At 69.9% G+C, this 24,000-nt stretch carries 29 protein-coding genes; 25 read left to right on the forward strand and 4 right to left on the reverse strand.

The features are described 5' to 3' along the window. Genes BCF44_RS36000 through BCF44_RS36010 form a run of 3 tightly spaced genes read left to right on the forward strand, consistent with a single transcriptional unit; the run spans nucleotide 1 to nucleotide 3,499 of the window. On the forward strand, nucleotides 1-924 hold the full coding sequence (locus BCF44_RS36000) for an alpha/beta fold hydrolase (protein ID WP_246015968.1): 924 nt from the start codon (nucleotides 1-3) through the stop codon (nucleotides 922-924). Continuing rightward, nucleotides 921-1,928 (forward strand): VOC family protein, encoded by a 1,008-nt coding sequence (locus tag BCF44_RS36005; RefSeq protein ID WP_116178944.1) that lies wholly within the window; start codon nucleotides 921-923, stop codon nucleotides 1,926-1,928. Before BCF44_RS36000 ends, BCF44_RS36005 begins: the two co-directional genes overlap by 4 nt. Nucleotides 1,929-1,942: 14 nt before the next feature. Then, entirely contained in the window at nucleotides 1,943-3,499 is a 1,557-nt protein-coding gene (locus BCF44_RS36010; RefSeq protein ID WP_116178945.1) for a bifunctional 3-(3-hydroxy-phenyl)propionate/3-hydroxycinnamic acid hydroxylase, read from the forward strand. Nucleotides 3,500-3,521: 22 nt separating this feature from the next. Here the strand turns inward: BCF44_RS36010 and BCF44_RS36015 are convergent, their stop codons facing one another. The 4 genes from BCF44_RS36015 to BCF44_RS36030 all read right to left on the reverse strand — a co-directional run bounded on the left by BCF44_RS36015 (nucleotide 3,522) and on the right by BCF44_RS36030 (nucleotide 6,804). Then, nucleotides 3,522-3,854 carry a hypothetical protein gene (locus tag BCF44_RS36015; protein WP_116178946.1) on the reverse strand — a complete coding sequence of 111 codons (333 nt, stop codon included), beginning with the start codon at nucleotides 3,852-3,854 and terminating at the stop codon, nucleotides 3,522-3,524. 217 nt (nucleotides 3,855-4,071) lie between these two features. After that, a complete protein-coding gene (locus BCF44_RS36020) occupies nucleotides 4,072-4,701 on the reverse strand; it encodes a response regulator (protein WP_116178947.1) in 630 nt (209 codons plus the stop codon). Next, entirely contained in the window at nucleotides 4,694-5,755 is a 1,062-nt protein-coding gene (locus BCF44_RS36025) for a sensor histidine kinase (RefSeq protein ID WP_116178948.1), read from the reverse strand. The genes BCF44_RS36020 and BCF44_RS36025 overlap by 8 nt, the downstream gene beginning before the upstream one ends. A 134-nt stretch (nucleotides 5,756-5,889) precedes the next feature. Further along, nucleotides 5,890-6,804: a UbiA family prenyltransferase gene (locus BCF44_RS36030; protein ID WP_170217935.1), complete on the reverse strand. Its 915-nt coding sequence runs from the start codon at nucleotides 6,802-6,804 to the stop codon at nucleotides 5,890-5,892. A 349-nt stretch (nucleotides 6,805-7,153) separates the two neighbouring features. Here BCF44_RS36030 and BCF44_RS36035 point away from each other — a divergent pair, with 349 nt between their 5' ends. From BCF44_RS36035 to BCF44_RS36135, 22 genes are all read left to right on the forward strand, one after another. Further along, nucleotides 7,154-7,570: a cupin domain-containing protein gene (locus BCF44_RS36035; RefSeq protein WP_246015969.1), complete on the forward strand. Its 417-nt coding sequence runs from the start codon at nucleotides 7,154-7,156 to the stop codon at nucleotides 7,568-7,570. Next, a complete protein-coding gene (locus tag BCF44_RS36040) occupies nucleotides 7,567-8,835 on the forward strand; it encodes a beta-ketoacyl-[acyl-carrier-protein] synthase family protein (protein WP_116178951.1) in 1,269 nt (422 codons plus the stop codon). The genes BCF44_RS36035 and BCF44_RS36040 overlap by 4 nt, the downstream gene beginning before the upstream one ends. After that, entirely contained in the window at nucleotides 8,832-10,070 is a 1,239-nt protein-coding gene (locus tag BCF44_RS36045; protein ID WP_116178952.1) for a beta-ketoacyl synthase N-terminal-like domain-containing protein, read from the forward strand. Before BCF44_RS36040 ends, BCF44_RS36045 begins: the two co-directional genes overlap by 4 nt. 17 nt (nucleotides 10,071-10,087) lie before the next feature. Next, entirely contained in the window at nucleotides 10,088-10,372 is a 285-nt protein-coding gene (locus tag BCF44_RS36050) for an acyl carrier protein (RefSeq protein ID WP_116178953.1), read from the forward strand. A gap of 1 nt (nucleotide 10,373) precedes the next feature. Continuing rightward, nucleotides 10,374-10,886, forward strand: coding sequence for a hypothetical protein (locus tag BCF44_RS36055; RefSeq protein ID WP_116178954.1), 513 nt, complete (start codon nucleotides 10,374-10,376; stop codon nucleotides 10,884-10,886). Between the two features lie 3 nt (nucleotides 10,887-10,889). After that, a complete protein-coding gene (locus BCF44_RS59330; protein WP_211353368.1) occupies nucleotides 10,890-11,849 on the forward strand; it encodes an SRPBCC family protein in 960 nt (319 codons plus the stop codon). Beyond that, nucleotides 11,846-12,766, forward strand: a complete 921-nt coding sequence (locus tag BCF44_RS36065) for a DNA-3-methyladenine glycosylase family protein (RefSeq protein WP_116178955.1) — start codon at nucleotides 11,846-11,848, stop codon at nucleotides 12,764-12,766. The genes BCF44_RS59330 and BCF44_RS36065 overlap by 4 nt, the downstream gene beginning before the upstream one ends. After that, nucleotides 12,763-13,242: a hypothetical protein gene (locus BCF44_RS36070; RefSeq protein WP_116178956.1), complete on the forward strand. Its 480-nt coding sequence runs from the start codon at nucleotides 12,763-12,765 to the stop codon at nucleotides 13,240-13,242. The genes BCF44_RS36065 and BCF44_RS36070 overlap by 4 nt, the downstream gene beginning before the upstream one ends. Then, nucleotides 13,239-13,964 (forward strand): SDR family NAD(P)-dependent oxidoreductase, encoded by a 726-nt coding sequence (locus tag BCF44_RS36075; protein ID WP_116178957.1) that lies wholly within the window; start codon nucleotides 13,239-13,241, stop codon nucleotides 13,962-13,964. The genes BCF44_RS36070 and BCF44_RS36075 overlap by 4 nt, the downstream gene beginning before the upstream one ends. A gap of 8 nt (nucleotides 13,965-13,972) precedes the next feature. Further along, a complete protein-coding gene (locus BCF44_RS36080) occupies nucleotides 13,973-14,701 on the forward strand; it encodes an SDR family NAD(P)-dependent oxidoreductase (RefSeq protein ID WP_246015971.1) in 729 nt (242 codons plus the stop codon). 2 nt (nucleotides 14,702-14,703) lie between these two features. Further along, on the forward strand, nucleotides 14,704-15,003 hold the full coding sequence (locus BCF44_RS36085; protein WP_116178958.1) for an antibiotic biosynthesis monooxygenase family protein: 300 nt from the start codon (nucleotides 14,704-14,706) through the stop codon (nucleotides 15,001-15,003). Beyond that, nucleotides 15,000-15,305: an antibiotic biosynthesis monooxygenase family protein gene (locus BCF44_RS36090; protein ID WP_147328761.1), complete on the forward strand. Its 306-nt coding sequence runs from the start codon at nucleotides 15,000-15,002 to the stop codon at nucleotides 15,303-15,305. The genes BCF44_RS36085 and BCF44_RS36090 overlap by 4 nt, the downstream gene beginning before the upstream one ends. Before the next feature lies 1 nt (nucleotide 15,306). After that, nucleotides 15,307-16,374 carry a methyltransferase gene (locus BCF44_RS36095; RefSeq protein WP_116178960.1) on the forward strand — a complete coding sequence of 356 codons (1,068 nt, stop codon included), beginning with the start codon at nucleotides 15,307-15,309 and terminating at the stop codon, nucleotides 16,372-16,374. Nucleotides 16,375-16,482: 108 nt separating this feature from the next. Next, nucleotides 16,483-16,863: a SchA/CurD-like domain-containing protein gene (locus tag BCF44_RS36100; protein ID WP_116178961.1), complete on the forward strand. Its 381-nt coding sequence runs from the start codon at nucleotides 16,483-16,485 to the stop codon at nucleotides 16,861-16,863. Further along, nucleotides 16,856-17,602: an SDR family NAD(P)-dependent oxidoreductase gene (locus BCF44_RS36105; protein ID WP_116178962.1), complete on the forward strand. Its 747-nt coding sequence runs from the start codon at nucleotides 16,856-16,858 to the stop codon at nucleotides 17,600-17,602. Before BCF44_RS36100 ends, BCF44_RS36105 begins: the two co-directional genes overlap by 8 nt. A 14-nt stretch (nucleotides 17,603-17,616) precedes the next feature. Next, nucleotides 17,617-18,498: an NAD(P)-dependent oxidoreductase gene (locus tag BCF44_RS36110; protein WP_116178963.1), complete on the forward strand. Its 882-nt coding sequence runs from the start codon at nucleotides 17,617-17,619 to the stop codon at nucleotides 18,496-18,498. Then, nucleotides 18,495-19,451 (forward strand): amidohydrolase family protein, encoded by a 957-nt coding sequence (locus BCF44_RS36115; RefSeq protein ID WP_246015974.1) that lies wholly within the window; start codon nucleotides 18,495-18,497, stop codon nucleotides 19,449-19,451. The genes BCF44_RS36110 and BCF44_RS36115 overlap by 4 nt, the downstream gene beginning before the upstream one ends. Before the next feature lie 30 nt (nucleotides 19,452-19,481). Next, nucleotides 19,482-20,669, forward strand: coding sequence for an acyltransferase family protein (locus BCF44_RS36120; protein WP_116178964.1), 1,188 nt, complete (start codon nucleotides 19,482-19,484; stop codon nucleotides 20,667-20,669). Nucleotides 20,670-20,681: 12 nt separating this feature from the next. Next, nucleotides 20,682-21,008, forward strand: a complete 327-nt coding sequence (locus BCF44_RS36125; protein WP_116178965.1) for a TcmI family type II polyketide cyclase — start codon at nucleotides 20,682-20,684, stop codon at nucleotides 21,006-21,008. Continuing rightward, entirely contained in the window at nucleotides 21,005-21,139 is a 135-nt protein-coding gene (locus tag BCF44_RS58710; RefSeq protein ID WP_281283180.1) for a hypothetical protein, read from the forward strand. Before BCF44_RS36125 ends, BCF44_RS58710 begins: the two co-directional genes overlap by 4 nt. Before the next feature lie 109 nt (nucleotides 21,140-21,248). Next, nucleotides 21,249-21,854, forward strand: a complete 606-nt coding sequence (locus tag BCF44_RS36130; RefSeq protein ID WP_147328762.1) for a hypothetical protein — start codon at nucleotides 21,249-21,251, stop codon at nucleotides 21,852-21,854. 13 nt (nucleotides 21,855-21,867) lie between these two features. Continuing rightward, the gene (locus BCF44_RS36135) at nucleotides 21,868-24,000 is read left to right on the forward strand and encodes an MMPL family transporter (protein WP_211353369.1); all 2,133 of its coding nucleotides are present in this window, start codon (nucleotides 21,868-21,870) and stop codon (nucleotides 23,998-24,000) included.

The raw sequence follows: 24,000 nt of genomic DNA on the forward strand, positions 1-24,000 counted from the left end.
GTGTTGCCGAACGGCTCACCCTCGTCCACCGTCACCGCGGAAACGGTGCTGCGCAGTGAGAGCACGGTCCGTGTGGGCGCCCGCGACATCTTCCTCACCGAGATCGTCCCCGCAGCTGGTCCGCGAAACCCGACGCCCGTGGTCCTGCTGCACGGCGGCGGCCCCGGCGCGACCGGCGCGTCCAACTACGCGCGCAACAGCGATGTGCTCGCTGAGGCCGGCCACCGGGTGCTGGTCCCGGACATGCCCGGATACGGGCGGTCGTCGAAGGAACTGGACCAGACTGACCCGTTCGGCGACCTCGCGATCTTCGTACGCGGCCTGCTCGACGCGCTGGACGTGGAGAAGGCGCACGTGGTGGGCAATTCCTACGGCGGGGCGGCGGCGCTGCGGTTGGCGCTCGACCGGCCGGACCGGGTGGACAAGCTCGTGCTGATGGGCCCCGGTGGCATCGGCACCACCCGCCGGCCTCCCACCAAGGGGCTGAACGCCCTGCTGGGTTACTACGGCGGCGACGGGCCGTCCCGGGCGAAGCTGGCGTCGTTCATCCGCAATCACCTGGTGTTCGACGCCTCCGGCGTGCCGGACGAACTCGTCGAGCTGCGCTACCAGGCCAGCATCGACCCCGAGGTGGTGTCGAACCCGCCGCTGCGCCGTCCGTCCGGGCGTGGGGCGCTGCGCACGCTGTGGCGTATGGACTTCACTCGCGACCGCGGCCGGCTCTCGCGCTGCCAGGTGCCGACGCTGGTCGTCTGGGGCACCCACGACAAGGTCAACCGCCCGTCCGGCGGACCGTGGCTGGCGCGTACCATGCGACGCTGCGACCTGCATCTGTTCGCCCGCACCGGACACTGGGCCCAGTACGAGCAGGCCCGCCGGTTCAACCGGCTGCTGCTCGACTGGCTCGACGGGGACGCGGCGTGACCCGCCCGGACGTGTACGGCGCCGCGCGACTGGGCTACGTCGTCGTCGAGTCGCGGCGGCTGACCGACTGGAACCGCTTCGGGGCCGACGCGATCGGCCTGCACGTCGACGAACTCACCCGCGACGCGCTGCGTTTCCGTCTCGACGACCGGGAATGCCGGTTCCTCATCGAACGCGGGCCGGCCGAGGACGTCACCGCCGCCGGTTGGGAGATCGACGACCACGAGACCTTCGACGTCATCCTCGGCCGCGTCACCGCGGCGGGCCTGCCCATCACCGAGGGCACTGCGGAGGAAGCTGGTCTGCGCGGTGTCGAACGGCTGTGGCGCTTCCCCGGCCCCAAAGGCATCGTCACCGAGATCTTCACCCGCGCCCGCACCACGACCGTCCCGTTGCGGATGCGCAACGCCGCCTTCGTGACCGGCCGCTCCGGCATGGGACACCTGGCCATCACCACCACCCGCCCCGAGCGGCTGCACACGTACTGGAACAACCTGTTGGACCTGCGGCTGTCGGACCGGATCGTCGAACGCATCGGCCCCGCCAAGCTGAACATCCGGTTCCTGCGCAGCGGCGAGCGCCACCATTCCATCGCGCTGGCCGGACTGCCGATCGATCCGGTCCGCACCTCGGTGCAGCACGTCAACATCGAGGTCGCAACCCTTGAGGACCTGCTCGCCGGCTTCCACCGGGTCACCGAGCTGGGCTTCGCCATGGCCTGGTCGGTCGGCCAACACACCAACGACCGCGAGCTGTCCTACTACAGCGTCACCCCTTCCGGGTTCGAACTCGAGGTCGGCTGGAACCCCGTCGTCGTCACCCCGGAACTGGAGGCGACCTGGGAGCCCACCACGTACCAAGGGATTTCGATCTGGGGGCACACCGTGGTCGGCAACGACGTCGTCACCCTCATGTCGCGCTTCCAGGCCGCGGTCCGGTCATTGCGCGGGCAGGAGGACACCGTTCCCGCCCTGTCCAGCACCCCGCTGGGTGCTCGCCGCTGAGGAGGCACAGCGAAGTGTCCGAGATTTCCCACTACGACGTGGCCGTCATCGGGTACGGGCCGACCGGGGTCACCGCCGCCAACCTGCTCGGCGCGCAGGGCTTGAGGGTGGTCGTCGTCGAACGGGACGCCGCCGTCTACGCCCGGGCCCGCGCCATCTCCACCGACGAGGAGGTCCTGCGCATCTGGCAGCAGGTCGGCCTCGCGGAGGAGTTGCAACGGGACATGGTGGCCGACCTGCCGATCGACTTCGTCGACCGCCTCGGCCGGCCGTTCCTGTCCGCTTCGTTCGACCCCGCCGGCCACGGCTACCCGCCCCAGCTGTTCATCTATCAACCGGTTCTGGAAGACACGCTGCGCAAGGGCGTCGCGCGGTTCCCGAACGTAGACCTGTTGCTGGAACACGAATGCCTGCGCTTGCGGCAAGACGCGGACGGCGTCGAACTGCTGTTGGCCGACGGCGAGCAGCTCAAGCGCGTGCGCGCCTCGTGGGTTGTCGCAGCGGACGGCGGTTCCAGTCCCACTCGCGGCCAACTCGGCATCGGCTTCGACGGCCGTACGTACGAGACCCGCTGGGTCGTGATCGACACCGAAGTCAACCGCGAGTGGCCCGACCACGACCGGCTGCGCTTCCACTGTGACCCGCGCCGGCCGGCGGTGGACTGCCCGACGCCCCTTGGCCATCACCGTTGGGAATTTCCCGTCCTGCCCGGTGAGGACGAGCAGGAACTCGTCAGCGATGCGGCCGTGTGGCGCCTGCTGGGCCGCCAGGGCATCACCCGTGACCACGTGACCGTGTTGCGGGCCGTGGTCTACAGCCACCACGTCCGCGCCGCAGCCCGCTGGCGCGTCGGCCGTGTCTTCCTCGCCGGCGACGCCGCCCACGCCATGCCGCCGTGGATCGGTCAGGGCATGGCCGCCGGTGTTCGGGATGCGGCCAACCTGTGCTGGAAACTCGCCGCCGTCGTCCGGGGCGAATTGCCGGCAGCCGTGCTGGATTCGTACGAGGTCGAGCGCAAACCCCATGTTCGTGAGGTGACCCGCCGTGCCGTCCTGGTGGGGCGGATCATCACCGAACGCCGTCCCGTCGCCTGCCGGATCCGCGACACACTGTTCCGAGCCGTGGCACCGCTGTCCCCGGTTCTCCGTGTCCTGGTCAAGCTGTGCTGGCTCCCGTTAGCCCGCTATCCGCAAGGATTCCTCGGCTCCGGCACGTCGGCGGTCGGTCACAAGGTTCCCCAGCCCTGGGTGCTCGACAGCGACAGCTCCCGACGCCGACTCGACGACGTCCTCGCCGGCAGCTGGACCGTCCTGCGCACTGCCACCGCGCTCCCCGCCCCGGAGTGGACCGCCTCCGGAGCCGTTCCCCTCACCGTTCTGCCGCCGGGCACACCACCGGAACCCGGTGGCGTGGTCGACATCAACGGCACCCTCCTCGCCTGGATGCGTTCGCATCGGACTCACGTCTTAGCCCTCCGGCCTGACGGCTTCGCCTACGCCGCCGCCAACGCCACCACCGCATTCGCCTCGCCGCCCATCGGACTCCGTCCGTCGGCAACCGTCCGAGGTTGATCACCCACCGGCGTCTCGTGCGCTATTCCCAGTCAGCCAAGAAGAAGTACTCGACCTGCCGGTCCGCCCGGTCGTCCGAAAGGCCGACGGCCTCGGTGAGGGACAACACGTTGTGCACGCGCCGGACGAAGGCGTGCAGCCTGCCCGGCGTGAGCCCGGCGACCACAATGGCCACCGGTGGCTCGGCTTTCGCGGTCAGCAGATCCCAGAGCCGGTCCCCGAACGCCGCCCAACCGCCCACCCCGAGTTCGCTGAACCCCAGCTTCCTGGTCAGCTCGACCAGCAGCGCGGACTCGACGTCCTCGGGGTTCGGTGAGACCTCGGCCTCGACGACCCGAAAACCCCGACCGGTCATGCTCTCGACAAGCGTCGCGATGTTCTCCCCGCGCACGAAGTACGGGCGCGACGGCAGCCACGGAGGAGCGACGGCGATGTTCGGGTATCGGTACTACGTGCTCGTGTCCGACGGCTTCTCGCGGGAGTCGCCGTATGCGCTCATCCGCGTGCGCCGGGGGCAGCCGGGGTCGAGAGCTTCACGCCGGGAGCCGGGTTTCCCCGGCAGCACTGAAAGCTCAGCCGGACTGGCGGTTGTAGTACTTGTTGACGGCGTCGATCCGCGACACCGCGCCGAGCTTGCCGAAGACGTTGTAGAGGTGGCGCTTGACGGTCGCCTCGGAGATGTTGAGGCGCGCGGCGATCTGGGAGTTGCTCATGGCCTGGGCGGTGAGCTCGATGACCTCGCGCTCGCGGCCGGACAGCGTGTCGGGCACGGGATTGTCCTTGCTCATCAAGGATTCCCGGGACACCGAGAGGATCACCTGGTCGGGGTGGCGGGCGGCGCCGCGGACGGCGGTGAGCAGCTCCAGACGGGTGACGCTCTTGAGCAGGTAGCCGCAGACGCCGAGGCCGACGAGGCGGTTCACCAGTGCGGGCTCGTCGTGCATGCTCAGAATGATGATCTTGGTCTCGGGGGAAACCTGGCGGATCCGCGCCGCGGTCTCGGTGACGTGGGAGCCGGGCATCTCGACGTCCAGCAGCACGACGTCGGGGCGCACGCGGCGGACGACCTCCACGCCGGAGTCGCCGTCGGCGGCCTCGCCGACGATGCGGAAGTCCTCCTCGAACTGGAGGATCTGCTTCACACCGTCGCGGAACAGCGCGTGGTCGTCGATGAGCGCGACCCTGGTCGGCGCCTCAGGCATCGCCGTCCGCCATGTTCCGCAGCGGGATCAGCAGCTCGACCCGGGTGCCCCGCCCCAGCTGGCTCATGATGACGATCTCTCCCTCCAGCAGCGCGGCCCGCTCCCGCATCGAGGACAGGCCGGCATTGCGCGTCCCTTGCCCGCTGGCCAGATCGACGCCGACGCCGTCGTCCTCGATGAACGCGTACAGCTCGTTCGGCGTGATGTTGACCTGGGTCAGCAGCTTGCTCGCCCGCGAGTGCCGGATGGCGTTGCGGATCGCCTCCCGGATGATCAGGAACGCCTCGCCCCTGATCTCGGGGGACAGGTTGGACTCGTCCCCGTTCACCCGCAGCGAGTAGTCCATCCTCGCGGGTTTCGCACTGTCGATGTAGGTCCGCAGCGAGCTCTCCAGCCCGCCCTCGGGCTCCCAGGTGCGCAGGTCCGACACCAGCCGGCGGACATCCCCGAGGGTGTGCCGCAGGGTCAGCTCGGCCCGCTCGATCCACGCGTCGGCCTGGACCGGCTCGGTCGCCCGCAGCGCGGTGGCCAGTTCGATCTGCCGGTGCGCCGCCGCCACATTGCCGCCGACCCGGTCGTGCACCTCGCGGCTGATCCGCTTGCGCTCCCGCAGATGCGCCTGCTCGATGCTCTCCAGCAGAAACCCCATGTACGAGCTGGAGGCCATCCGAATGCGCTGGGAGACCAGCTTGTTGGTGGCCAGCGCCAGGGCGAGCAGGCCGTCGGTCGATTCGTCGATGCCGGCCACGGTGGTGGTGATGGCCTCGAACAGGGCCATCGCGGCGCGCAGCGACTCGCTCGGATGAATGTTGTTGGAGGCCCGGGACAGGCCGATGTCCTTGGACAGCCGAAGGCCGAGGGTGGTCTCGCCGCGCAGCGACCGGGCGATGTCGGAAATGATCCCCCGGGCCTGGCGGAAGCATTCCTCCTGGGTCCTCGGGTCCTGCAGGAGACGGCTTCCCATGGCGCGCAGTTCGGCTTCGTAACGGACGACAATCGCGCCGCATTCCCGGTCAAGAATGTCGGCAACCACGCTGGACGACGTCGCCTCCATCGCGGGCTCCCCCCACTGCTGTCCCCGTGTTACGCCGCCCCCTCCCCGTTGCGAACAGCGTCAACGACCAACTGTAACAGAGCGGGTTGTATCGGTGAGATTCAGTGATAACGAATGTGTTTCCATCATGTTAATTAGACGGACATAGCGGACAAGGTTGCGGCGTATTGCGTAACCATGAATGCTCGGTACGGGGCGCGCGGGTTGGACCCTTGCATCCCTTGCCGGCCCTTGAGTGCAAGGAACGCGACACAAAGGGAACCGGCCAGCATTACCAGTGCCGGGAAACGCAGTGTGGGGATCCACGCCCAGGCGGCGACGGTAAACGATGTAGACACGCAGAGTGCGCATCCGGCGACCACAGCGCGAGCGATCCGCTCGCCGACGAGCAGCACCAGTGTCCGCCGGCCGGCCGCCGCGTCGCCCCGGGTGTCGGAGAAGTCCTTGGCCACCGAGCCGACGCCGCCCATCCACGCGGACATCACGGCGGCGAGAAGCAGCAGGTCGGGATCGGTGAGGTCGCCGCCGCCGAGCAGGTGGCCGGCCAGGAACGTGAGCGCGCCTCCCAGTGCGGCGACGACCGCGGCGCCGAGGCAGTGCCGCTTGAACGCGATGCCGGGCGCGGAGTAGGCGTGCCCGAGCGCCAGCATGGCCAGTACGAGCAGGGTGAACAGGGGTCCGATGAGCAGACCGGTGAGCACCGCGGCGGCAGCGAATCCCCGGCACCACCGCAGCGCCGTGACCCTCGGCAGGTCGCCGCGGGCGATCGGCCGGTCCTTGTGCGACGCCTGGTCCTCGACGATGTCCGCGGCCCCGTTGAACAAATACACGTACATCACCGCGCAGCCCCACGACAGGGCTCCGAGCAGCAGCGTTTCCGGTCTGACGCCGTGCAGCCAGGGCGCCGCCAGGGCCGCGCCGGCCAGCAGTCGGACAAAGAACACGACCTGCACGACGGGGCGGGCCTCGAGCAGGCAGTCGCGCAGGGTCTGGGCCGCGGTCGCGAGCGGGAGCCGGGTGCGGGTGTGGGCGGTCGGGTCGACGAACACGTGTGTCTCCTTCATCACCGTACGTACACGAAGGTTCACCGAGAATGCGATGTGTGCCTGATTTGCTGCGGTCGGTAACGTGGTGCTCCGCGGTTGTTGTCGGTGCCATAGATCTATCCGCGGCGGGCGTGACCAAACAGCGCCCTCGGACGTAGCACCGCTACAACCTTCGACTCATACCCTGTCAATCCTTGCATTAATTGCGAACAACTCTTTGATCGCTTAATTGGCAGTGCTATGTCAGCTTGATGCCATCGGAAAACCCTTTGTTTTGCACCTGTGGGTGCGCAGACTTCGGTAGGGAAAACCCGTCGAGGAACACATTCTGCGCAACCGTAGGGAGATGCTCGTGCTCGCATCGGGTCTCAAGCCGATTTCCATGCTCGACGTCCCCGCCGACACGCGGCGAGGCGGCGAGATCCGCACGCTTTTGTCGCCCCGCACCGTCGGCTCGACGTCGGGGTTCATGGGGGTGGCGACCGTCGCGCCCGGCGACTACATCGCCTCCCACCTGCACCCCTATTCGGAGGAATTCGTGTTCCTCGTCCGCGGCCGGCTGCGCGCCGACCTCGGCGACGAGTCGGTGCAGCTGACCGCCGGGCAGGGCCTGCTGGTGCCCAAGCACACCCCGCACCGCCTGGTGAACACCGGCGACGAGGAGGCCTTCCTCGTCTTCCACCTGGGCCCGCTCGCGCCGCGGCCGGAGATCGGCCACGTCGACCTCGAGGAGCACGGCGACTACGACCCGAAGGCGGACCGGTCATGACCGGCAGACGGGTCGCGGTCACGGGCGTCGGCGTCGTCGCGCCCGGCGGTATCGGCGCCAAGGAGTTCTGGTCGCTGCTGGTGGACGGTCGGACCGCCACCCGGCGGATCACCCGGTTCGACCCGGCCACGTTCCGCTCGCAGATCGCCGCCGAGTGCGACTTCGACGCCCTCCAGATGGGCCTGACCGCCCGCGAGCTGCGGCGGATGGACCTGTACGTGCAGTACGCGCTGGTCGCCGCGCGGGAGGCCGTGGAGAACTGCGGCCTGGACTGGGACGCCATCGACCTCAACCGGGTCGGCACGTCCATGGGCACCGCCGTCGGCGGCACCGTGCTGCTGGAGGACGAGTACCTGCCGGCGTCCGACAACGCCACCCAGTGGTCGGCGGACCTGCGGTTCCTGCACCCGTTCATGTACGACGCGCTGGTCCCGAGCAGCCTGGCCGCGGAGCTCGCGGCCTCGTTCGGCGCGGGCGGCCCGGCGTCGGTGGTGTCCACCGGCTGCACCTCGGGCCTGGACGCCATCGGCAACGCCTACGCGCTGATCGCCGACGGCGCCGCCGACGTGATGATCGCCGGCGCCGCCGAGTCGCCGATCTCGCCGATCTCGGTGGCCTGCTTCGACGCCATCAAGGCGACGTCGCCGAACAACGCCGAGCCGACGACCGCGTCGCGGCCGTTCGACCGCCGGCGCGACGGCTTCGTGCTCGGCGAGGGCGCGGCCACGCTGATCCTGGAGGAGTACGAGTCGGCCCGCCGGCGCGGGGCGCACATCTACTGCGAGATCTCGGGTTTCGCCAGCACCGGCAACGCGCACCACATGACCGGGCTGACCGCCGAGGGCATCGAGATGTCCGAGGCGATCGACCGCGCGATGGGCCAGGCCCGGCTCAACGCCGGCGACGTCGACTACATCAACGCGCACGGCTCCGGCACCAAGCAGAACGACCGGCACGAGACGGCGGCGTTCAAGCGCAGCCTCGGCGAGGCCGCGTACCGGATTCCGGTCAGCTCCATCAAGTCCATGGTCGGCCACTCGCTCGGCGCCATCGGCTCCATCGAGACGGCGGCGTGCGTGCTGGCCTTCGCGAACGACGCGGTGCCGCCCACGGCCAACCTGCACGAGCCGGATCCCCTGTGCGACCTGGACTACGTGCCGCTGGAGGCCCGCCCGGCGCACCTGGACCACGTGCTGACGGTGGGCAGCGGCTTCGGCGGTTTCCAGTCGGCGCTGCTGATGAGCAGGGAGTTGGTGGACCGATGACGGCACTGAAGATGGTGATCTCCGGCATCGGCGCGGTCACCCCGATCGGCGCCAGCACGGCGACGTACTGGGACGCGGTCCGCAAGGGCGTGTCGGGGCTGGGCTGGATCAGCCGGTTCGACCTGACCGACTACCCGTGCCGGGTCGGCGGCGAGGTGCACGACATCGACATCGCCGAGTACGTGCTGCCGCGGATCGCCGCGCAGACCGACCGCTGGACCCAGCTGGGTCTGGTCGCGGCCGGCCAGGCCCTGGACGACTCGGGGCACGCCTCGCCCGGCGACAACCCGTACGACACGGCCGTGATCACGGCCAGCAGCTCCGGCGGCAACGAGTTCGGCCAACGCGAGATCCACAAGCTGTGGTCGGACGGCCCGCACGCGGTCGGCGCCTACCAGTCCATCGCCTGGTTCTACGCGGCGACGACCGGCCAGGTGGCGATCAAACACGGCGCCAAGGGGCCGTGCGGCGTGCTGGCCACCGAGTCCGCCGGCGGCCTGGACGCCATCGGCCTGAGTCGGCGGGTGCTGCGGCGCGGCGAGGCCAAGGCCGTCGTCACCGGCGCGACCGAGGCGCCGATCAGCCCGTACGCGCTGGCATGCCAGCTGCGCGGCGGACGCCTGTCCCTGATCGACGACCCGATGGCCGCGTACCAGCCGTTCTCCGCGACGGCGGCCGGCCACGTGGTCGGCGAGGGCGGCGCGATGCTGCTCGTGGAGGACCTGAACCGCGCGCTCGACCGTGGCGCGGAACGGATCTACGCGGAGGTCGCCGGCTACGCGGCCACGCACGACGGCCGGCACACCACGCAGCGGGCCAGCGGCGTGGGGCTGGCGCGGGCGGCGCAGCTGGCCCTGACCGACGCCGGCATCGAACCCCACGACGTGGACGCCGTCTTCGCCGACGGGGCCGCCACTCCGGACCTGGACCAGGCCGAGATCGCCGCGCTGCGCACGGTTTTCGGCGCCCGGCCGGTGCCGGTGTGCCTGCCCAAGACGCTGGTCGGCCGGATGTACGCCGGGTCCGCGGCGCTGGACGTGGCGACCGCCGCGCTGGCGCTGTTCCACGGCGAGCTGCCGCCGTCGCCGGTGATCGAGAAGGCGCCGTGGGCGGTGGACCTGGACCTGGTGCACGAGCTGCGCGCCGCGGACCTGCGGCACGTCCTGGTGCTGGCCCGGGGATACGGCGGCTTCAACGCCGCGGTCGTGCTCCGCAAGGCCGAGAAAACCCAGTAGAGACAAGGAGAAACACCATGAGCATCGCGCCGAGCAAGTCGAGTCTGAGCAGCGAGGAGCTGGTCGCCACGCTGGCCGAGCTGATGACGCAGGGCGGCTTCCCCACCACCTCCCGCGAGCTGAGCGAGAACCTGGACTCGCTGTACGACAAGTGGGAGCTGGACTCGCTCGGTCACCTGGACCTGGTCGTCGCGCTGGGCAACCGGTTCGGCGTCACGATCACCGACGCCGACGCCGAGGAGCTCAAGACGCCGGCCGCCACCGTGCACTTCCTGACCACCGTGCTGCGGGTCGGCGGCTGAGATGGGCGCCAACCCGCTGGCCGGCCACGTCATCCCCGGCGTCAACGGGACCGCGGTGGACTTCGACGCCCACCGCGGGGCCCCGCTGGTGGTGATCCTGGGCAACAGGCACACCCAGAAGACCGGTCACGAGATCATCGAATCGCTGCGCTCGCACCCGCAGACCATGTCGGTGCGCGTCGTGCAGGTGGCCTGCCTGCGCGACGTCCCCAAGCCGTTGCAGGCGATGGCGACCCGGCACATCACCGCCGGCTACCGCGGCCAGCTGTCCGACCTGGCCGCCCGGCGGGCCGCGCTGGGCGCGCCGGCCGTGGACGAGTCGACGCTGCTGAACATCGCGCTGGACTGGACCGGCGAGGTCACCGGCAGCTTCGGCTTCAGCGCCGCCGACCGCACGCCGGTGGTCCTGGTGTTCGACCACGAGCTGGCGCTGCTCGCCCGCGTCACCGAACCCGGCGCGTTCGCGGCCGTGAGAGCCGCGCTGGCCACCACATCCGTCGAAGGGACCGTGTAGGACATGGCTGCCCGTACCGAGAACTCCGTTCACGTCAACGCACCGTTCGAACTGGTCTGGGACATCACCAACGACGTCCCCGGCTGGCCGCGGCTGTTCAGCGAGTACGCCGAGGCCGAGGTGCTCGAGCAGAAGGCGGACTACGTCAAGTTCCGGCTGACCATGCACCCCGACGAGCAGGGCCGGGTGTGGAGCTGGGTGTCCGAGCGGGAGCTGGACCGCGCGGCGCGCACCGTGGTGGCGCGCCGGGTGGAGACGGGTCCCTTCGAGTACATGAACATCCGCTGGACCTACGAGCCGTCCGCGGACGGCGGCACCGTGATGCGCTGGGTGCAGGAGTTCCAGATGAAGCCGGGCGCGCCCGTGGACGACGCCGGCATGCGGGACCGGATCAACAGCAACAGCACGATCCAGCTGGCGCTGATCAAGAGCACCATCGAGGGCGCGGCGGCGGCCAAGAGCCTGCGCGGCTACGTGCTGCCGGGCGTCGGCGACACCGAGGTGGATCTGTCCACAAGGGTCGGTCGGCCGCTGGTGGTGATCGTGGGCAACCGGATCACCCAGAAGGCCGGGCACGACCTGGTGGACGCGCTGCGCACCGACCCGGTCACCGCGGAGGTGCCGATCATCCAGGTGGCGCACCTCCAGGGCGTGCCGCGCAGCCTGCACAAGGTGGCCGAGCGGGACATCGCCGGCGGCCGGGCCAAGCAGGTCGAGCGGGCGGTGCGGCTGCGCACCGAGGCCGGGCTGGTCGCCACCGGCGAGGACGAGGCCATCGGCCTCGCCCTGGACTGGCAGGGCATCCTCGGCGGCCACTACGGCTTCGGCGCGCGGGACAAGGCGCCGCTGACCATCGTCACCGACCCGTACCTCTGCGTGCTGACCGTGATCCGGACCGACGACGCCCTGCCCGGCATCCGCGCGGCCCTGGACGCCATCGCCGTCAAGGAGGCCGTGTCGTGACCGCCATCCTGGAGCCGACGCGGGTCGTGGGCGTGCTGCCCGCCGCCCAGCCGTTCGACCTCCGCACGTCCATCCGCTTCCTCAAGGGCTTCGGCGCCTGCCGCGGCGACCAGGTGATGACGGTGGACAGCCTGACCAAGGCCATCGCCGTCGACGGCCAGGCCATCGCGTTCAAGGTCGCATCTCGCAAGGGCGGCGTGGACTACGTGCTGCACTCCGACGAGCCGATCTCGCCGGCGACAAGAGAAGTGGTGTGCCACAAGATCGACGGCTACCTGAGCCTGTCCGACGACCTGGCCGAGTTCTACGCGCTGGCCGAGACCGACCACCCGGCCTACGCCCGGCTGGTGCGCAACCTCTGGGGCCTGCACCAGGTCCGCTTCCTCACGGTGGCGGAGATCGGCGTGTGGGCGGTGCTCTCGCAGCGCACCCCGAAGAACATCTCCACCTCGCTCAAGCGCCGCATCACCCAGATGTTCGGGCGCAAGGTCACCTTCGAGGGCGCCGAGTACCAGGCGTTCCCGGAGCTCACGGACCTCGTGCACCTGACCGCCGCCGACTGGGTCGGCATCGTCAAGAACGGCCGCAAGGCTGAGTACCTGGCGTCCCTTGTGGACGGTCTGCTGGACATCGGCGAGGACTACCTGGCCACCGCCCCGTACGACGAGGCGACCAAGGCGCTGCGCCGGATCAAGGGCATCGGCGAGTTCTCCGCCGCCGCGATCCTGTTGCGGGGCCTGGGCCGGATGGACTTCGTGCCGCTGGACATGCCCAACTTCGCGGAGGCCACCGCCAAGATCTACGGCGAGGGCTACGACAACCAGAAGCTGCGCGACCGCTACGGCAAGCACCTGGGCTACTGGGCGTACTACCTGCACACCGCCCTTGGCGCGCTCAAGGAAGAGGCCCTCGCATGAGCCGGCTTCCCGTGAGCCTGACCCAGGACTTCGAGCTGATGCCGGACGAGGCCCGCGCGCAGGTGCTGTTCATCAGCAAGACCCGGCTGACGCTGAAGGGTTTCCTCACCGGCGGGCCGCTGGTGTGGAAGATGATGCGCCGGCTCAAGAAGACGCCGGGCTTCGTGTTCCACAAGGGACTGTTCAAGTTCCCCCTGACCACCGGCGCGATCGCATTCTTCGAGAACTACGAGTCGCTCCAGGAGTTCGCCCGCTCGCCGGAGCACCTGGCTCTGGTCAAGTGGGGCACGGTGCCGGGCCGGGTGCGCAGCGGCTTCATCCGGATCATGCGCACCGCGCCGACCGGCAGCGGGTTCGGCGACTGGATCAAGCCCGAGGAGCAGCAGTCGCTGGACCGCCGGCGGCTGATCCCGATCGTGGCCCGCGAAACCGACTGGGACGACCAGTTGAGCATCACTAGTGGGAGGACGGCATGACCCGCACGGCACTGGTCACCGGCGCGAGCCGGGGCATCGGCAAGGCCGTGGTGCAGCGGCTGCTGGCCGACGGCGTCCGCGTGTGCGGCCTCTACCGCACCGAAGGCGAGGCGGCCCAGCTGCTGGCCAAGGAGCTGGAGTCCGCGTCCCCCAAGGGGATCGCGTTGCAGTGCGACATCTCCGACGAGCAGCAGGTGCACGCGGCGGTCGCCCGCTGCGCCGAGGAGTTCGGCGGCGTGGACGTGCTGGTCAACAACGCCGGCGTGACCACGTTCTCGTTGCTGGACAACCTGGAGCGGGCGCACTGGGACAGCATGTTCGCCACCAACGTCACCGGGCCGTACCTGGTGACGCGGGCCGTCCTGCCGCTGATGGGCCCCGGCGCGAGCATCGTCACGATCACCTCCGGGCTGGGCATCACCGGCGCGCCCGGCAAGACGCACTACGCGGCGAGCAAGGCCGCGCTGATCGGCTTCACCAAGGCGCTCAGCCGCGAGGTGGGCCGGCGCAACATCCGCGTCAACGCCATCGCGCCCGGGATCATCGAGACCGAGATGTCCGCCGTGGGCCTCAATCCCGAACTGCGCGCCCGCTACGAGGGCCAGTGCGCGCTCGGCCGCATCGGGCAGTCGCCCGAGCTGGCCGAGGTCGTGGCCTTCCTCGCCGACCACCGTTCCTCCTACGTCAACGGCCAGACCCTGATGGTCGACGGCGGAATGTGAGAGATGTCGTGACTGGAATCGATCTGACCGGGAAGACCGCGCTGGTCACCGGCGGCACCCGGGGCATCGGCCGGGCCACCGCGCTGACGCTGGCCCGCCACGGCGCCACCGTCACCGCGGTGGGCGCCCGCCCCAGCGAGGCCGCCGACCAGTTGGCCGCCGACCTGAAGGCGTTGTCCAGCGAGCACTCCGTCGCGTTCGCCGACGTGTCCGACGAGTCCGAGGTGTCGGCGCTGGCCGAGAGCGTCGGGGCGCTGGACATCGTGGTGAACAACGCCGGCGTGGTCAGCAGCGCTTCGCTGCTGGGCATGGACCTCGACGAGTGGCACCGGGTGGTGGACACCAACCTCACCGGCATGTTCCTGGTCGTCCGCGCGGTGCTGCCCCGGTTGCGGGACAACGCGTCCATCGTCAACGTGACGTCCGCGGTGGCCTGGGTCGGTATGCCCGACCGGGCCCACTACACCGCGGCCAAGGCCGGCGTGCACGGCCTGACCCGCTCCATGTGCAAGGAACTGGGCCCGCGCCGGGTCCGGGTGAACAGCATCGCGCCGGGCATCGTGCAGACCGACCAGGTCGCCGGGCTCACCCCGGAGCAGCGCACCCGCTACGCCAACCTGGCCGCGCTGGGCCGGCTCGGCGAGCCGCAGGACATCGCCGACTCCGTGCTGTTCCTGGCCAGCGACCTGTCCGGGTTCGTCAACGGGGCGCTGCTCTACGTGGACGGGGGCATCTGAGCATGGCCGTCCGGATGACCCTGACCATGCAGGTCGGCACGGCCGACGCCGCCGAGTTCATCACCCGCTTCCAGCCGGCCGCCGACTACGCGGCCGGCGTGCCGGGCTGCCTCGGGCAGGCGATCACCGCCCGGGACCTGGCCGGCGACGTCACCGAGTTCGTGATCACCAGCGACTGGACGGACCGGGAGTCCTTCCACCGCTTCGAGACCAGCGAGGAACAGGACCGCGTCACCGCGCCGCTGGCCGCCCTGCGGCGCAGCGCGCGGATGGAGCTAGCCGAGATTGGAGCACAGCAGTGACCGCACGAGTGATGGTGCTGGCCCGCATCCGCAAGGGTGACGAGCAGCAGTTCGAGGCCGCCTACGCCGAGGTGACCGCCAAGGTCGCCGGCACTCCCGGGCACATCCGCGACGAGCTGCTGCGCCCGACCGCGAACGACGACCGCTACATCCTGCTGTCCGAGTGGGAGAACACGGCCGCCTTCCTGGCCTGGGAGGACGCCCCGATCCACAAGCAGACCACCACCCCGCTGCGGCCGTACTGGGCCGGCGCGGTCGAGCGCAACATCCACGAAGTGGCCTACTCGCTGAAGGGGAACTGACATGACGCAGGTTCAGGAGACGAACTCGGTCAACGAGGGACTCGTCGCCGACCCGCCGGACACCGCGCTGCTGCCGGAGTCCGCGCAGATCCTGTTGATGGCCACCAGCAAGTGGGTGTCGCAGTCGCTGTACGTCGCGGCCAAGCTCGGCATCGCCGACGTGCTGGCCGACGGTCCCCGCACGCCGGCCGAGTTGGCCGAGGCCACCGGCACGCACGCCAGGTCGCTGCACCGGATCCTGCGGGCCATCGCCAGCGTCGGTGTGTTCGCCGAGGACACCGACGGCCGCTTCGGCCAGACTCCGCTGTCGGAGTTCCTGCGGGCGGACGTGCCGGGTTCGCTGCGGCAGGCCGTGATCTTCTTCGGCGAGGACTTCACCTGGCGTCCGTACGGCCGGATCCTCGACACGGTGCGCACCGGCGCGCCGGTGTTCAACAAGCTCAACGACGTGCCGGACATGTTCGCGTACATGGCGAAGAACCCGGAGAGCCAGGAGATCTTCGACGGCGCGATGCTGGCGCTGTCCGGCGACTCGATCAGCGACATCACCGAGCGGTACGACTTCGCGGCCGCCGGCAAGGTCGTCGACATCGGCGGCGGCCAGGGCTTCCTGGTATCGGAGATCCTGCGCGCCAACCCCGACACCACGGCGATCCTGTTCGACCAGCAGTCCGTTGTGGACGGCGCGGTGACCGGCGAGTTCGGCGACCGGGTCGAGCTGGTGGCCGGCAGCTTCTTCGAGACGGTGCCGGGCGGCGGCGACACGTACATCCTCAAGAGCGTGCTGCACGACTGGAACGACGACCAGTGCGCGGACATCCTGGGCCGCGTGCGCAAGGCCATCGGCGACCGCGCCGACGCCCGGCTGCTGATCATCGAGGCCGTGGTGCCGCCGCTGAACGCCTGGGGCTTCGCGAAGTTCATGGACGTGGAGATGATGGTCAACGTCGGCGGCGTGGAGCGCACCGAGGCGGAGTGGCGGGACCTGTTCGCCCGCGCCGGTTTCGTGCTCTCCGACATCGTCGACATCAACCCGCCCAACTCGATCCTGGTGGGGCGCCCGGCATGACGCCGGCGGCCGCCCGGGTCCTGGACTGGTTCGCCTGGTACGGCGCCGCCCTGCTCGGACTGCCGGACCCGTACTTCTGGGACGACTCCGAAAGCGAAGGGAACACAGATGTCACAGCAGTGGGCACTGACCTGGAACGTCAAGCGTGGGACCGAGGCCGAGGTGATCCGGCTGTTCGAGCGCAGTGGTCGGCCTGACCACACCGTGCGCAACGCCAGCGGCGAAGTCGTCGGTCTGCTCAGGAGAACCTCGGTCTTCATGCGGCAGAACACCGTCGTGCGGGTGATCGAGTTCGACGGCGAGTTCATCGACGTCGCCAAGCACATGGGGCAGCAGCAGGAGGTTCGGGACCTGGAGCGGGCGCTGGACCAGTACCTGGAGGTGGAGCGGGACATGTCCACCCCGGAGAAGACGGCCGCGTTCTTCGCCTCGGCCAGCATGCGCTGCATCCTCAGCCGGCGACACGACGAGGAGTTGGCCGATGTCTGACCGGGTTGCGCTGGTCGTCGGCGGCTACGGCGGCATCGGGCGGGCGGTCTGCGACCAGTTGGGCGCCGAGGGCGTCACTATCGCGATCGCCGGCCGCACGCCGAGCAGCGCCGAGCTGGCCTGCAAGGAACTGCGCGAGGAGGGTGTGCGGGCCTTCCCGTACACCGTGGACCTGGCCGACAAGTCCACTGTGGACAAGCTCGTCGCCGACGTGACCGAGGACCTGGGCGACATCGACGTGCTGGTCAACCTGGCCGCGATCGACGCGCACGGGCCGGCGCTGGACGTCTCGGTGCATGAGTGGGACCGGGTGCTCGGCATCAACCTGTCCGGCAGCTTCTGGCTGGCGCAGGCGGTCGGCCGGGAGATGGTCGACGCCGGCCGGCCGGGCCGGATCGTGCTGCTTTCCTCCACCCGCAGCGAGTTCGGCGGCCGGCGCGGGTTCTCCGCGTACGGGGCGTCCAAGGCAGGCGTGAACCTGCTCGTCAAGCAGCTCAGCACGGAGTGGGCGGCGCATGGCATCACGGTCAACGCGGTCGCCCCCGGCTTCGTGCCGACCGGGCTGACCGCCGGGGTGGACAACCAGTTCACCGCGATGATGATCCGCCGCATCCCGGCCTGCCGCTTCGCCCGCCCCGACGAGGTGGCCGCCGCCGTGACGTTCTTCGCGTCGCCGCAGGCCAGCTTCGTCACCGGCCAGGTGTTGTACGTCGACGGCGGCGTGACAGCCAGCTCCTGAGGAGGAAATCCGCTATGACTTCGACGATCGCCGTCCTGGGCACCGGCGCGATGGGCGCCGGCATGGCCGAGCGGCTGTTGGACGAGGGCCACCGGCTGCGGGTCTGGAACCGCAGCACGGAGAAGTTGTCGCCGCTGGTGGAGCGCGGCGCCGTCGCGGCCGGCACGCCGGCCGAGGCGGCCCGCGGCGCCGATGCGGTGCTGGTCAGCCTGGCGCACGCGGACGCCGTGACCATAGTCCTTTTCGGACCGGACGGCGCCGCGGAAGCCCTGCCGGCGGGGGCGCTGGTGTTGGACACCAGCACGACGTCGGCCGAGTCGGCACAGGAGATCGGTGACCGGGCCGAGAGGGCGGGCCTGCGGTTCGTCGAGGCCCGTGTGTTGGGCAACCCGCACCACGCCCGTTCCGGCCAGCTGCGGGTGCTCGTCGGCGGGCCGCAGGCGTACGTCGACGCCGCGCGGCCGTTGCTGGAGAGCATCGGCAAGGACGTGAACGTGCTGGGGGAGTGGGGATCCGGCGCGCAGATGAAGATCGCGCTGAACCTGTTCCTCGGCGTCCAACTGGCCGGCCTGGCCGAGGCGGTGGACATCGGCGCGGCCGCCGGCCTCGACCGGGCCACCGTGCTCAACGTGCTGGGCGGCAGCGGGTACAGCTCGCCGGTGGTGGCCTTTCGCTGCATGCTGGTCAATGCCGGCCGGCTGGAGCCGGCCGCCTTCCGCCTGGACCTGATGGACAAGGACCTGCGGCTGGCCACCGACCTGGCCACGGCCAACGGCGTCGACGCGCCGGTGACCGCCGCCTCCGGCGAGCTGTTCCGGCAGGGCGTGGCGGATGGCCTCGGGCACCTGGACGCGGTCGCCGTGGTGCGGACGAGCGTGCCGGCGGTGTCATCGTGATCATCGACGTGCACGGCCACGTGACCGCGCCGGAGCTGCTGGCCAAGTACCCGATGCCGCCCAGCCTGGGCGACATCGACGGCATGATCGAGCGCAAGCTCGCGGCCGGCATCGGACTGACGGTGGTCGGCAGCCCGGTCGGCTTCGGCACCATGACAAGAATTCCCGGCCTGGACAACTACGCCCAGCCCGCGGACAAGCTGGCGGCCTTCCACGACTGGATGGGCGAGACGGTTCGGGCGCACGCCGGGCACCTGCTCGCGTACGCCTACGTCAACCCGTTCGGCACGGACGCCGAACTCGCTGCCGCCGCGGAACTGGTGCGCCGTCCCGAGTTCGTCGGCTTCATCGTGAACACGTCGGTGCGTGGGCGGTTCCTGGACGACCCGGGCGCGGATGGCTTCTTCGCGCTGGCCGCGGAGGCGGACGTGCCGATCATGCTGCACCCGCCGGCCGAGCCGGTCGGCTCGCCGGCGCTGACCCACTTCGGGCTGGTGGAGCAGCTGGGCCGGTTCACCGACGTGCACCTGAGCCTGGCCACGCTGATCATGGGCGGGCGGTTCGAGCACGACCCGAACCTGCGGGTGATCGCGGCCACCGGCGGCGGGGCGCTGGCCCTGCTGGCCGACCGGCTGGACCTCGCGCACTCGCCGCGGCACTGGGCGGCGGCCGGCAAGCCCGCGCTGCCCCGCAAGCCCAGCAGCTACTTCTCGCAGATCTGGGTGGACACGGCGTCGCACAGCACGCATGCGCTGCGCGCCAACGTGTCCGTGTTCGGCGCGGACCACGTGCTGTTCGGCACCGACACCCCGCCGCTGCCCCACGAGGTGGCCGACCTGGTGCGCACGGTCACCGATCTCGATCTGTCCACGCAGGACACCAACGACATCCTGACCGGCAACGCCGTCCGCCTGCTCGGCCTGACCGAGGACCGGCTGCGCGCGGTCGCCTGACGCAAACCCCCAACGGAAACGAGCCGTGCGATGACCTCCACGATCCCCGCAACCGCGGGCCCGACTCCTTCCGAGCCGACTTCTGCCGGGCCGCCGCCGGCGGCGAAGCCGGCCAAGCTGCGGCTGACGACGCTGCCCGGCCTGCGGGCGTTCGCGTCGCTGACCGTGTTCATGGACCACTCCCTGCTGCCGCTGCCGGGCGTGAACCCGTTCGCGGACGTGGCCTTCGGCGACACCTTCGAGGCCGTGTTCCGGGTCGCCGCGTTCGGCTGCGTCTCGTTCTTCTTCGTGCTCAGCGGCTTCCTGCTGACCTGGCTGGCCAAGCCCACCGACAGCTACCGCGGCTTCCTGCGCCGCCGGCTGGTCCGCATCTACCCGGGCCACCTGGTCACCATGCTGATCTGCCTGCTGGGCACCGGTGCGACGCTGTGGCAGCTGCTGCCGAACATCTTCCTGGTGCAGTCCTGGATCCCGCGCTACGACATCTGGGCCGCGCTCAACGGCTCCACCTGGTCGCTGGCCTGCGAGATCCCGTTCTACCTGCTGTTCCCGGTGATCCTCAAGGGTGTCAACAGGATCGCGCCGAGCAGGCTGTGGTGGTGGGTCGGCGGCATCGTGGGCGCCGTGCTGGCCATCACCACGATCTCCAACTTCCTGGTGCCCGGCACGCCCCAGTTCCCGTTCGCCTCGCCGATCGGCATGACCCAGTTCTGGATGGTCTACACCGCCCCGCCCACCCGGATGCTGGACTTCGTGCTCGGCATGATCATGTGCCGGATCCTCAAGACCGGCCGCTGGATCAACCTCGGCCTGCTGCCGGCGATCGGCATCTACCTGGGCGCCGCCGCGGTCGGCCTGCTGCTGCCGTTCACCTACGAGCTGGCGTTCGTGGAGATCCTGCCGGCCGCGCTGCTGGTCACCGCGGCCGCGGCGACCGACGTGCACAACCGGCGCTCCCTGTTGCGCGGCAAGATCTGGGCCAAGCTCGGCGACATGTCGTACTCCTTCTACCTGGTGCACGGCATCGTGGTCTTCGGCGGCGGCACCGTGCTGCGCAGCGGAAAGCTGTTCAGCATCCCGGCGTCCTTCGGCATCATCGCCATCGATCTGCTGGTCAGCCTGGGCTTGGCCTGGCTGCTCTACACGTTCGTGGAACGCCCGATCCGCGCCCGCTGGTCCGTCGCCCGTCCCCCCATGAAGCAGCTCATCCCCACCTGATCGGAGGCCGTCATGACCACCACGCTCATCGTCGCCCGGATGACGCCGGACGCGGCCGGGCAGGTCGCCGACATCTTCACCGAGTCGGACCGCACCGACCTGCCGGGGCTGGTCGGCGTCACCCGCCGCCAGCTGTTCCGCTACCAGGGCCTGTACTTCCACCTGTTCGAGACCGACGAGCACGGCCCGCAGCGGGTCGAGGACGTGCGTGGTCACGAGCTGTTCGTCGACGTCAACGACAAGCTGTCGCACCACATCAAGCCGTACGACCCGCAGACCTGGCGCTCCCCGCGCGACGCCATGGCCGAGCAGTTCTACCACTGGTCGGTGAGACCGTGAGCGACGAGGAGATCTCGGCTCTGGTCCGAGCGTTCTGCGCCCTGGTGGAACAGGGAACCGTGCCGGCCGAGCCGGCGCGGCCCGAGGCGGGGCCGGGGTGCTGGCGGCAGGCGGCCAGCGCCTGGTGGTGAGCGCCGATGGCAGGAAACTGCCAGGCAAAAGGGTGCCAGTTCCAGCGCCTTCCCGGTGATCACCGGGCTGGGCAGACTTGATCGTGCCGGGAAGGAAAGGAATACGACAGTGTCCCGAGTACGCACAGCCGGCATGCTGGCGGTGGCCACGGCGGTCGTCGCACTCGGCGTGTCAACGGCATTCCTGGGCGGGACCGCGAAAGCGCCCGCCGCTCCGGTCGGCAACAGCATCGTCGGCCAGACTTCGCCGTTGGCCGGCAAGCTCATCGTGAATGCGGACGCGCCGGCGGTCGGCACGACCAGCGTCCGCTACACGGGTTCCACCGCGGAATGCGACTTCCTGCACAAGAAATACCCGGATGGCGTACCGGAGACCGACTGCGTCAACATCGCCACCTTCACGTCGACCAAGACGTCCCGGTCCGTGCGGCTGTGTTCCGCGTACAGCTGCGACGCCTGGCACGCCGGTTTCGACTTCGGCCTGCGCTACGACGGCGCAACCGTGTGGGCCACCGGGGGAACCTGCGATTACGGCGGTTTGGCGTACGACGCGTTGAAGGACTGGTCCTCGCACACCGGCGACGGCACCAAGAGCGTCGCCGTGGCCGCCGATTTCTACGTGATCATCAACGGCATTCCGATCACGGTGGAATGGCACATCCGCACGGTCGACAACGCCGACGGCAGTTGGCACATCGACGTCTACCACACTTGAGGAGGGCTGAGTCGTGTTCCGCAGAATCGTCGCCCTGCCCGGGGGCCGCCGGGCCAAGTGGGTCGTGCTGGTCGCCTGGATCGCGCTGCTCGTGCCGGCGTTCTCGCTGGCCGGCATGCTCGGTTCGGTGCAGAAGAACGACATCTCGGCGTGGCTGCCGAGTTCGTCGGAGTCGGCGAAGTTCCTCGCCGCCGCCAACAAGTTCGAGGCCGGCGACACCATGCCGACGATCGTCGTCTACGCGCGGCCCAGCGGCCTAACCCCGGCCGACCTGAAGAAGGTCAACGCGGACGCCGTGCTGTTCCAGCAGGTTCCCGATGTGACCGGCAAGGTGCAGCTGCCTCTGGTGTCCGACGACCTCAAGGCCGTCGCGACCATCGTGCCGGTGCGGGTCGGCGAGTCCGGCTGGACCGGCATCGCCAAGGTCGTCGACAAGCTGAACGCCATCGCCGGCACGGACGCCGGCGGTCTGGTCAGCCATGTCACCGGTCCCGGCGGCTACGCCTCGGACTCCGGCAAGGCTTTCGGCGACGCCGACCTGCTGATGATCATTGCGGTGATCGTGGTCGTCGCCATCCTGCTGTTCACGTACCGAAGCCCGACGCTGTGGCTGTTGCCGGTGATCACCGCGGTGGTGGCCGTGTTCACGTCGGAGGCGGTGATCGCGGTGCTGGCCCGCTACGCCGGCATCGTCGTGAACTCGCAGAGCAGCTTCATCCTGAGCGTGCTGGTGTTCGGCGCCGCCACGGACTACGCGCTGCTGCTCGTCGCCCGCTACCGGGAGGAGCTGCGGCTGCACGTGGACCGGCACGAGGCGATGGCGCAGGCGCTGCGCCGCTCCGGCCCGGCGATCATCGCCAGCGCGGCGACGGTCGCGATCAGCCTGCTGGTGCTGCTGCTGGCCACCCTCAACTCCACCAGCGGCCTGGGCCCGGTGTGCGCCGTCGGCATCGTCGTCGCCCTGCTGGCGATGATGACGCTGATGCCGGCGCTGCTGGTGATCTGCGGCCGCTGGATCTTCTGGCCTGTCCGGCCCACGTTCGGCTCGCTGCCGCCGGCCCGTGAGGGCGTGTGGTCGCGCGTCGGCAAGGTGGTGGCCCGCAAGCCCCGGCTGACCTGGATCGGCACGGCGATCGTGCTCGGGTCGTTCGCGCTGGGCATGATCGGCATGCACGCCGAGGGCATCCCGCAGGACGACCAGTTCACCAAGACCACCGAGGCCGTCGCCGGCGAACAGCTTCAGACGCAGCACTTCCCGGCCGGCGCGGGTAACCCGATCTGTGTCGTGGTGAACTCGTCCACTTCGGACAATGTGCGACTGACGCTGTCGCTGCTGCCCACCATCGCCACGGTCGTGCAGCTGGATGCCAAGGATGGCAAGTCGTTCATCATGGCGACCCCGCGCGCGGCGACCGACAGCCCGGAGTCGCTGGCGACCGCGCAGCAGGTGCGCGACGTCGTGCACGCCATCTTGGGCGCGGAGGCGGAGGTCGGCGGCGGTTCGGCGATCACGCTGGACATGCAGGACGGCGCCGCGCGGGACTCGTGGGTGGTGATTCCCGCGATCCTGCTGGTGGTGCTGGCGATCCTGGTGCTGTTGCTGCGGTCGCTGGTGGCGCCGCTGGTGCTGGTGGGCACGGTGGTGCTGTCCTTCGCCGCCACCATGGGCATCAGCACGGTGGTGTTCGACCACGTGTTCCACTTCGGCGGCATGGACGCCGCGTTCCCGTTGCAGGCGTTCACGTTCCTCGTGGCGCTCGGCGTGGACTACAACATCTTCCTGGTCACCAGGGTGCGGGAGGAATCCCGCCGCTTGGGCACCAGGCGGGGCGCGCTGACCGGCCTGACGGCGACCGGCGGCGTGATCACCTCGGCCGGCCTGGTGCTGGCCGGCACGTTCGCCGCCATGGCGTCGCTGCCGATGGTGTTCGCCGCGGAACTCGGCTTCACCGTCGCGGTCGGCGTGCTGATCGACACCTTCGTGGTCCGCTCGGTGCTGGTCACCGCGCTGACCCTGGACCTGGGGGAGGCCATGTGGTGGCCGCGCCGGGTCGTTCCCGCGAAACCCGTGCCGGAACTAGGACGGGAACTGGCCTACATCGGAGCTAGCGTCAACGCCGCTCCACTCGAAGCGCAGGAAAGGTAG

Origin of the sequence: Kutzneria buriramensis, assembly GCF_003387475.1 — a bacterium.
Lineage (GTDB): Bacteria > Actinomycetota > Actinomycetes > Mycobacteriales > Pseudonocardiaceae > Kutzneria > Kutzneria buriramensis.

What these genes read in the sequence shown, in the direction of transcription:
- BCF44_RS36015 (WP_116178946.1), bottom strand. Translation starts at nt 3,854, where the DNA reads ATGACCGGTCGGGGTTTTCGGGTCGTCGAGGCCGAGGTCTCACCGAAC.
- BCF44_RS36020 (WP_116178947.1), bottom strand. Translation starts at nt 4,701, where the DNA reads ATGCCTGAGGCGCCGACCAGGGTCGCGCTCATCGACGACCACGCGCTG.
- BCF44_RS36025 (WP_116178948.1), bottom strand. Translation starts at nt 5,755, where the DNA reads ATGGAGGCGACGTCGTCCAGCGTGGTTGCCGACATTCTTGACCGGGAA.
- BCF44_RS36040 (WP_116178951.1), top strand. Translation starts at nt 7,567, where the DNA reads ATGACCGGCAGACGGGTCGCGGTCACGGGCGTCGGCGTCGTCGCGCCC.
- BCF44_RS36045 (WP_116178952.1), top strand. Translation starts at nt 8,832, where the DNA reads ATGACGGCACTGAAGATGGTGATCTCCGGCATCGGCGCGGTCACCCCG.
- BCF44_RS36050 (WP_116178953.1), top strand. Translation starts at nt 10,088, where the DNA reads ATGAGCATCGCGCCGAGCAAGTCGAGTCTGAGCAGCGAGGAGCTGGTC.
- BCF44_RS36055 (WP_116178954.1), top strand. Translation starts at nt 10,374, where the DNA reads ATGGGCGCCAACCCGCTGGCCGGCCACGTCATCCCCGGCGTCAACGGG.
- BCF44_RS59330 (WP_211353368.1), top strand. Translation starts at nt 10,890, where the DNA reads ATGGCTGCCCGTACCGAGAACTCCGTTCACGTCAACGCACCGTTCGAA.
- BCF44_RS36070 (WP_116178956.1), top strand. Translation starts at nt 12,763, where the DNA reads ATGAGCCGGCTTCCCGTGAGCCTGACCCAGGACTTCGAGCTGATGCCG.
- BCF44_RS36075 (WP_116178957.1), top strand. Translation starts at nt 13,239, where the DNA reads ATGACCCGCACGGCACTGGTCACCGGCGCGAGCCGGGGCATCGGCAAG.
- BCF44_RS36085 (WP_116178958.1), top strand. Translation starts at nt 14,704, where the DNA reads ATGGCCGTCCGGATGACCCTGACCATGCAGGTCGGCACGGCCGACGCC.
- BCF44_RS36095 (WP_116178960.1), top strand. Translation starts at nt 15,307, where the DNA reads ATGACGCAGGTTCAGGAGACGAACTCGGTCAACGAGGGACTCGTCGCC.
- BCF44_RS36100 (WP_116178961.1), top strand. Translation starts at nt 16,483, where the DNA reads ATGTCACAGCAGTGGGCACTGACCTGGAACGTCAAGCGTGGGACCGAG.
- BCF44_RS36105 (WP_116178962.1), top strand. Translation starts at nt 16,856, where the DNA reads ATGTCTGACCGGGTTGCGCTGGTCGTCGGCGGCTACGGCGGCATCGGG.
- BCF44_RS36110 (WP_116178963.1), top strand. Translation starts at nt 17,617, where the DNA reads ATGACTTCGACGATCGCCGTCCTGGGCACCGGCGCGATGGGCGCCGGC.
- BCF44_RS36120 (WP_116178964.1), top strand. Translation starts at nt 19,482, where the DNA reads ATGACCTCCACGATCCCCGCAACCGCGGGCCCGACTCCTTCCGAGCCG.
- BCF44_RS36125 (WP_116178965.1), top strand. Translation starts at nt 20,682, where the DNA reads ATGACCACCACGCTCATCGTCGCCCGGATGACGCCGGACGCGGCCGGG.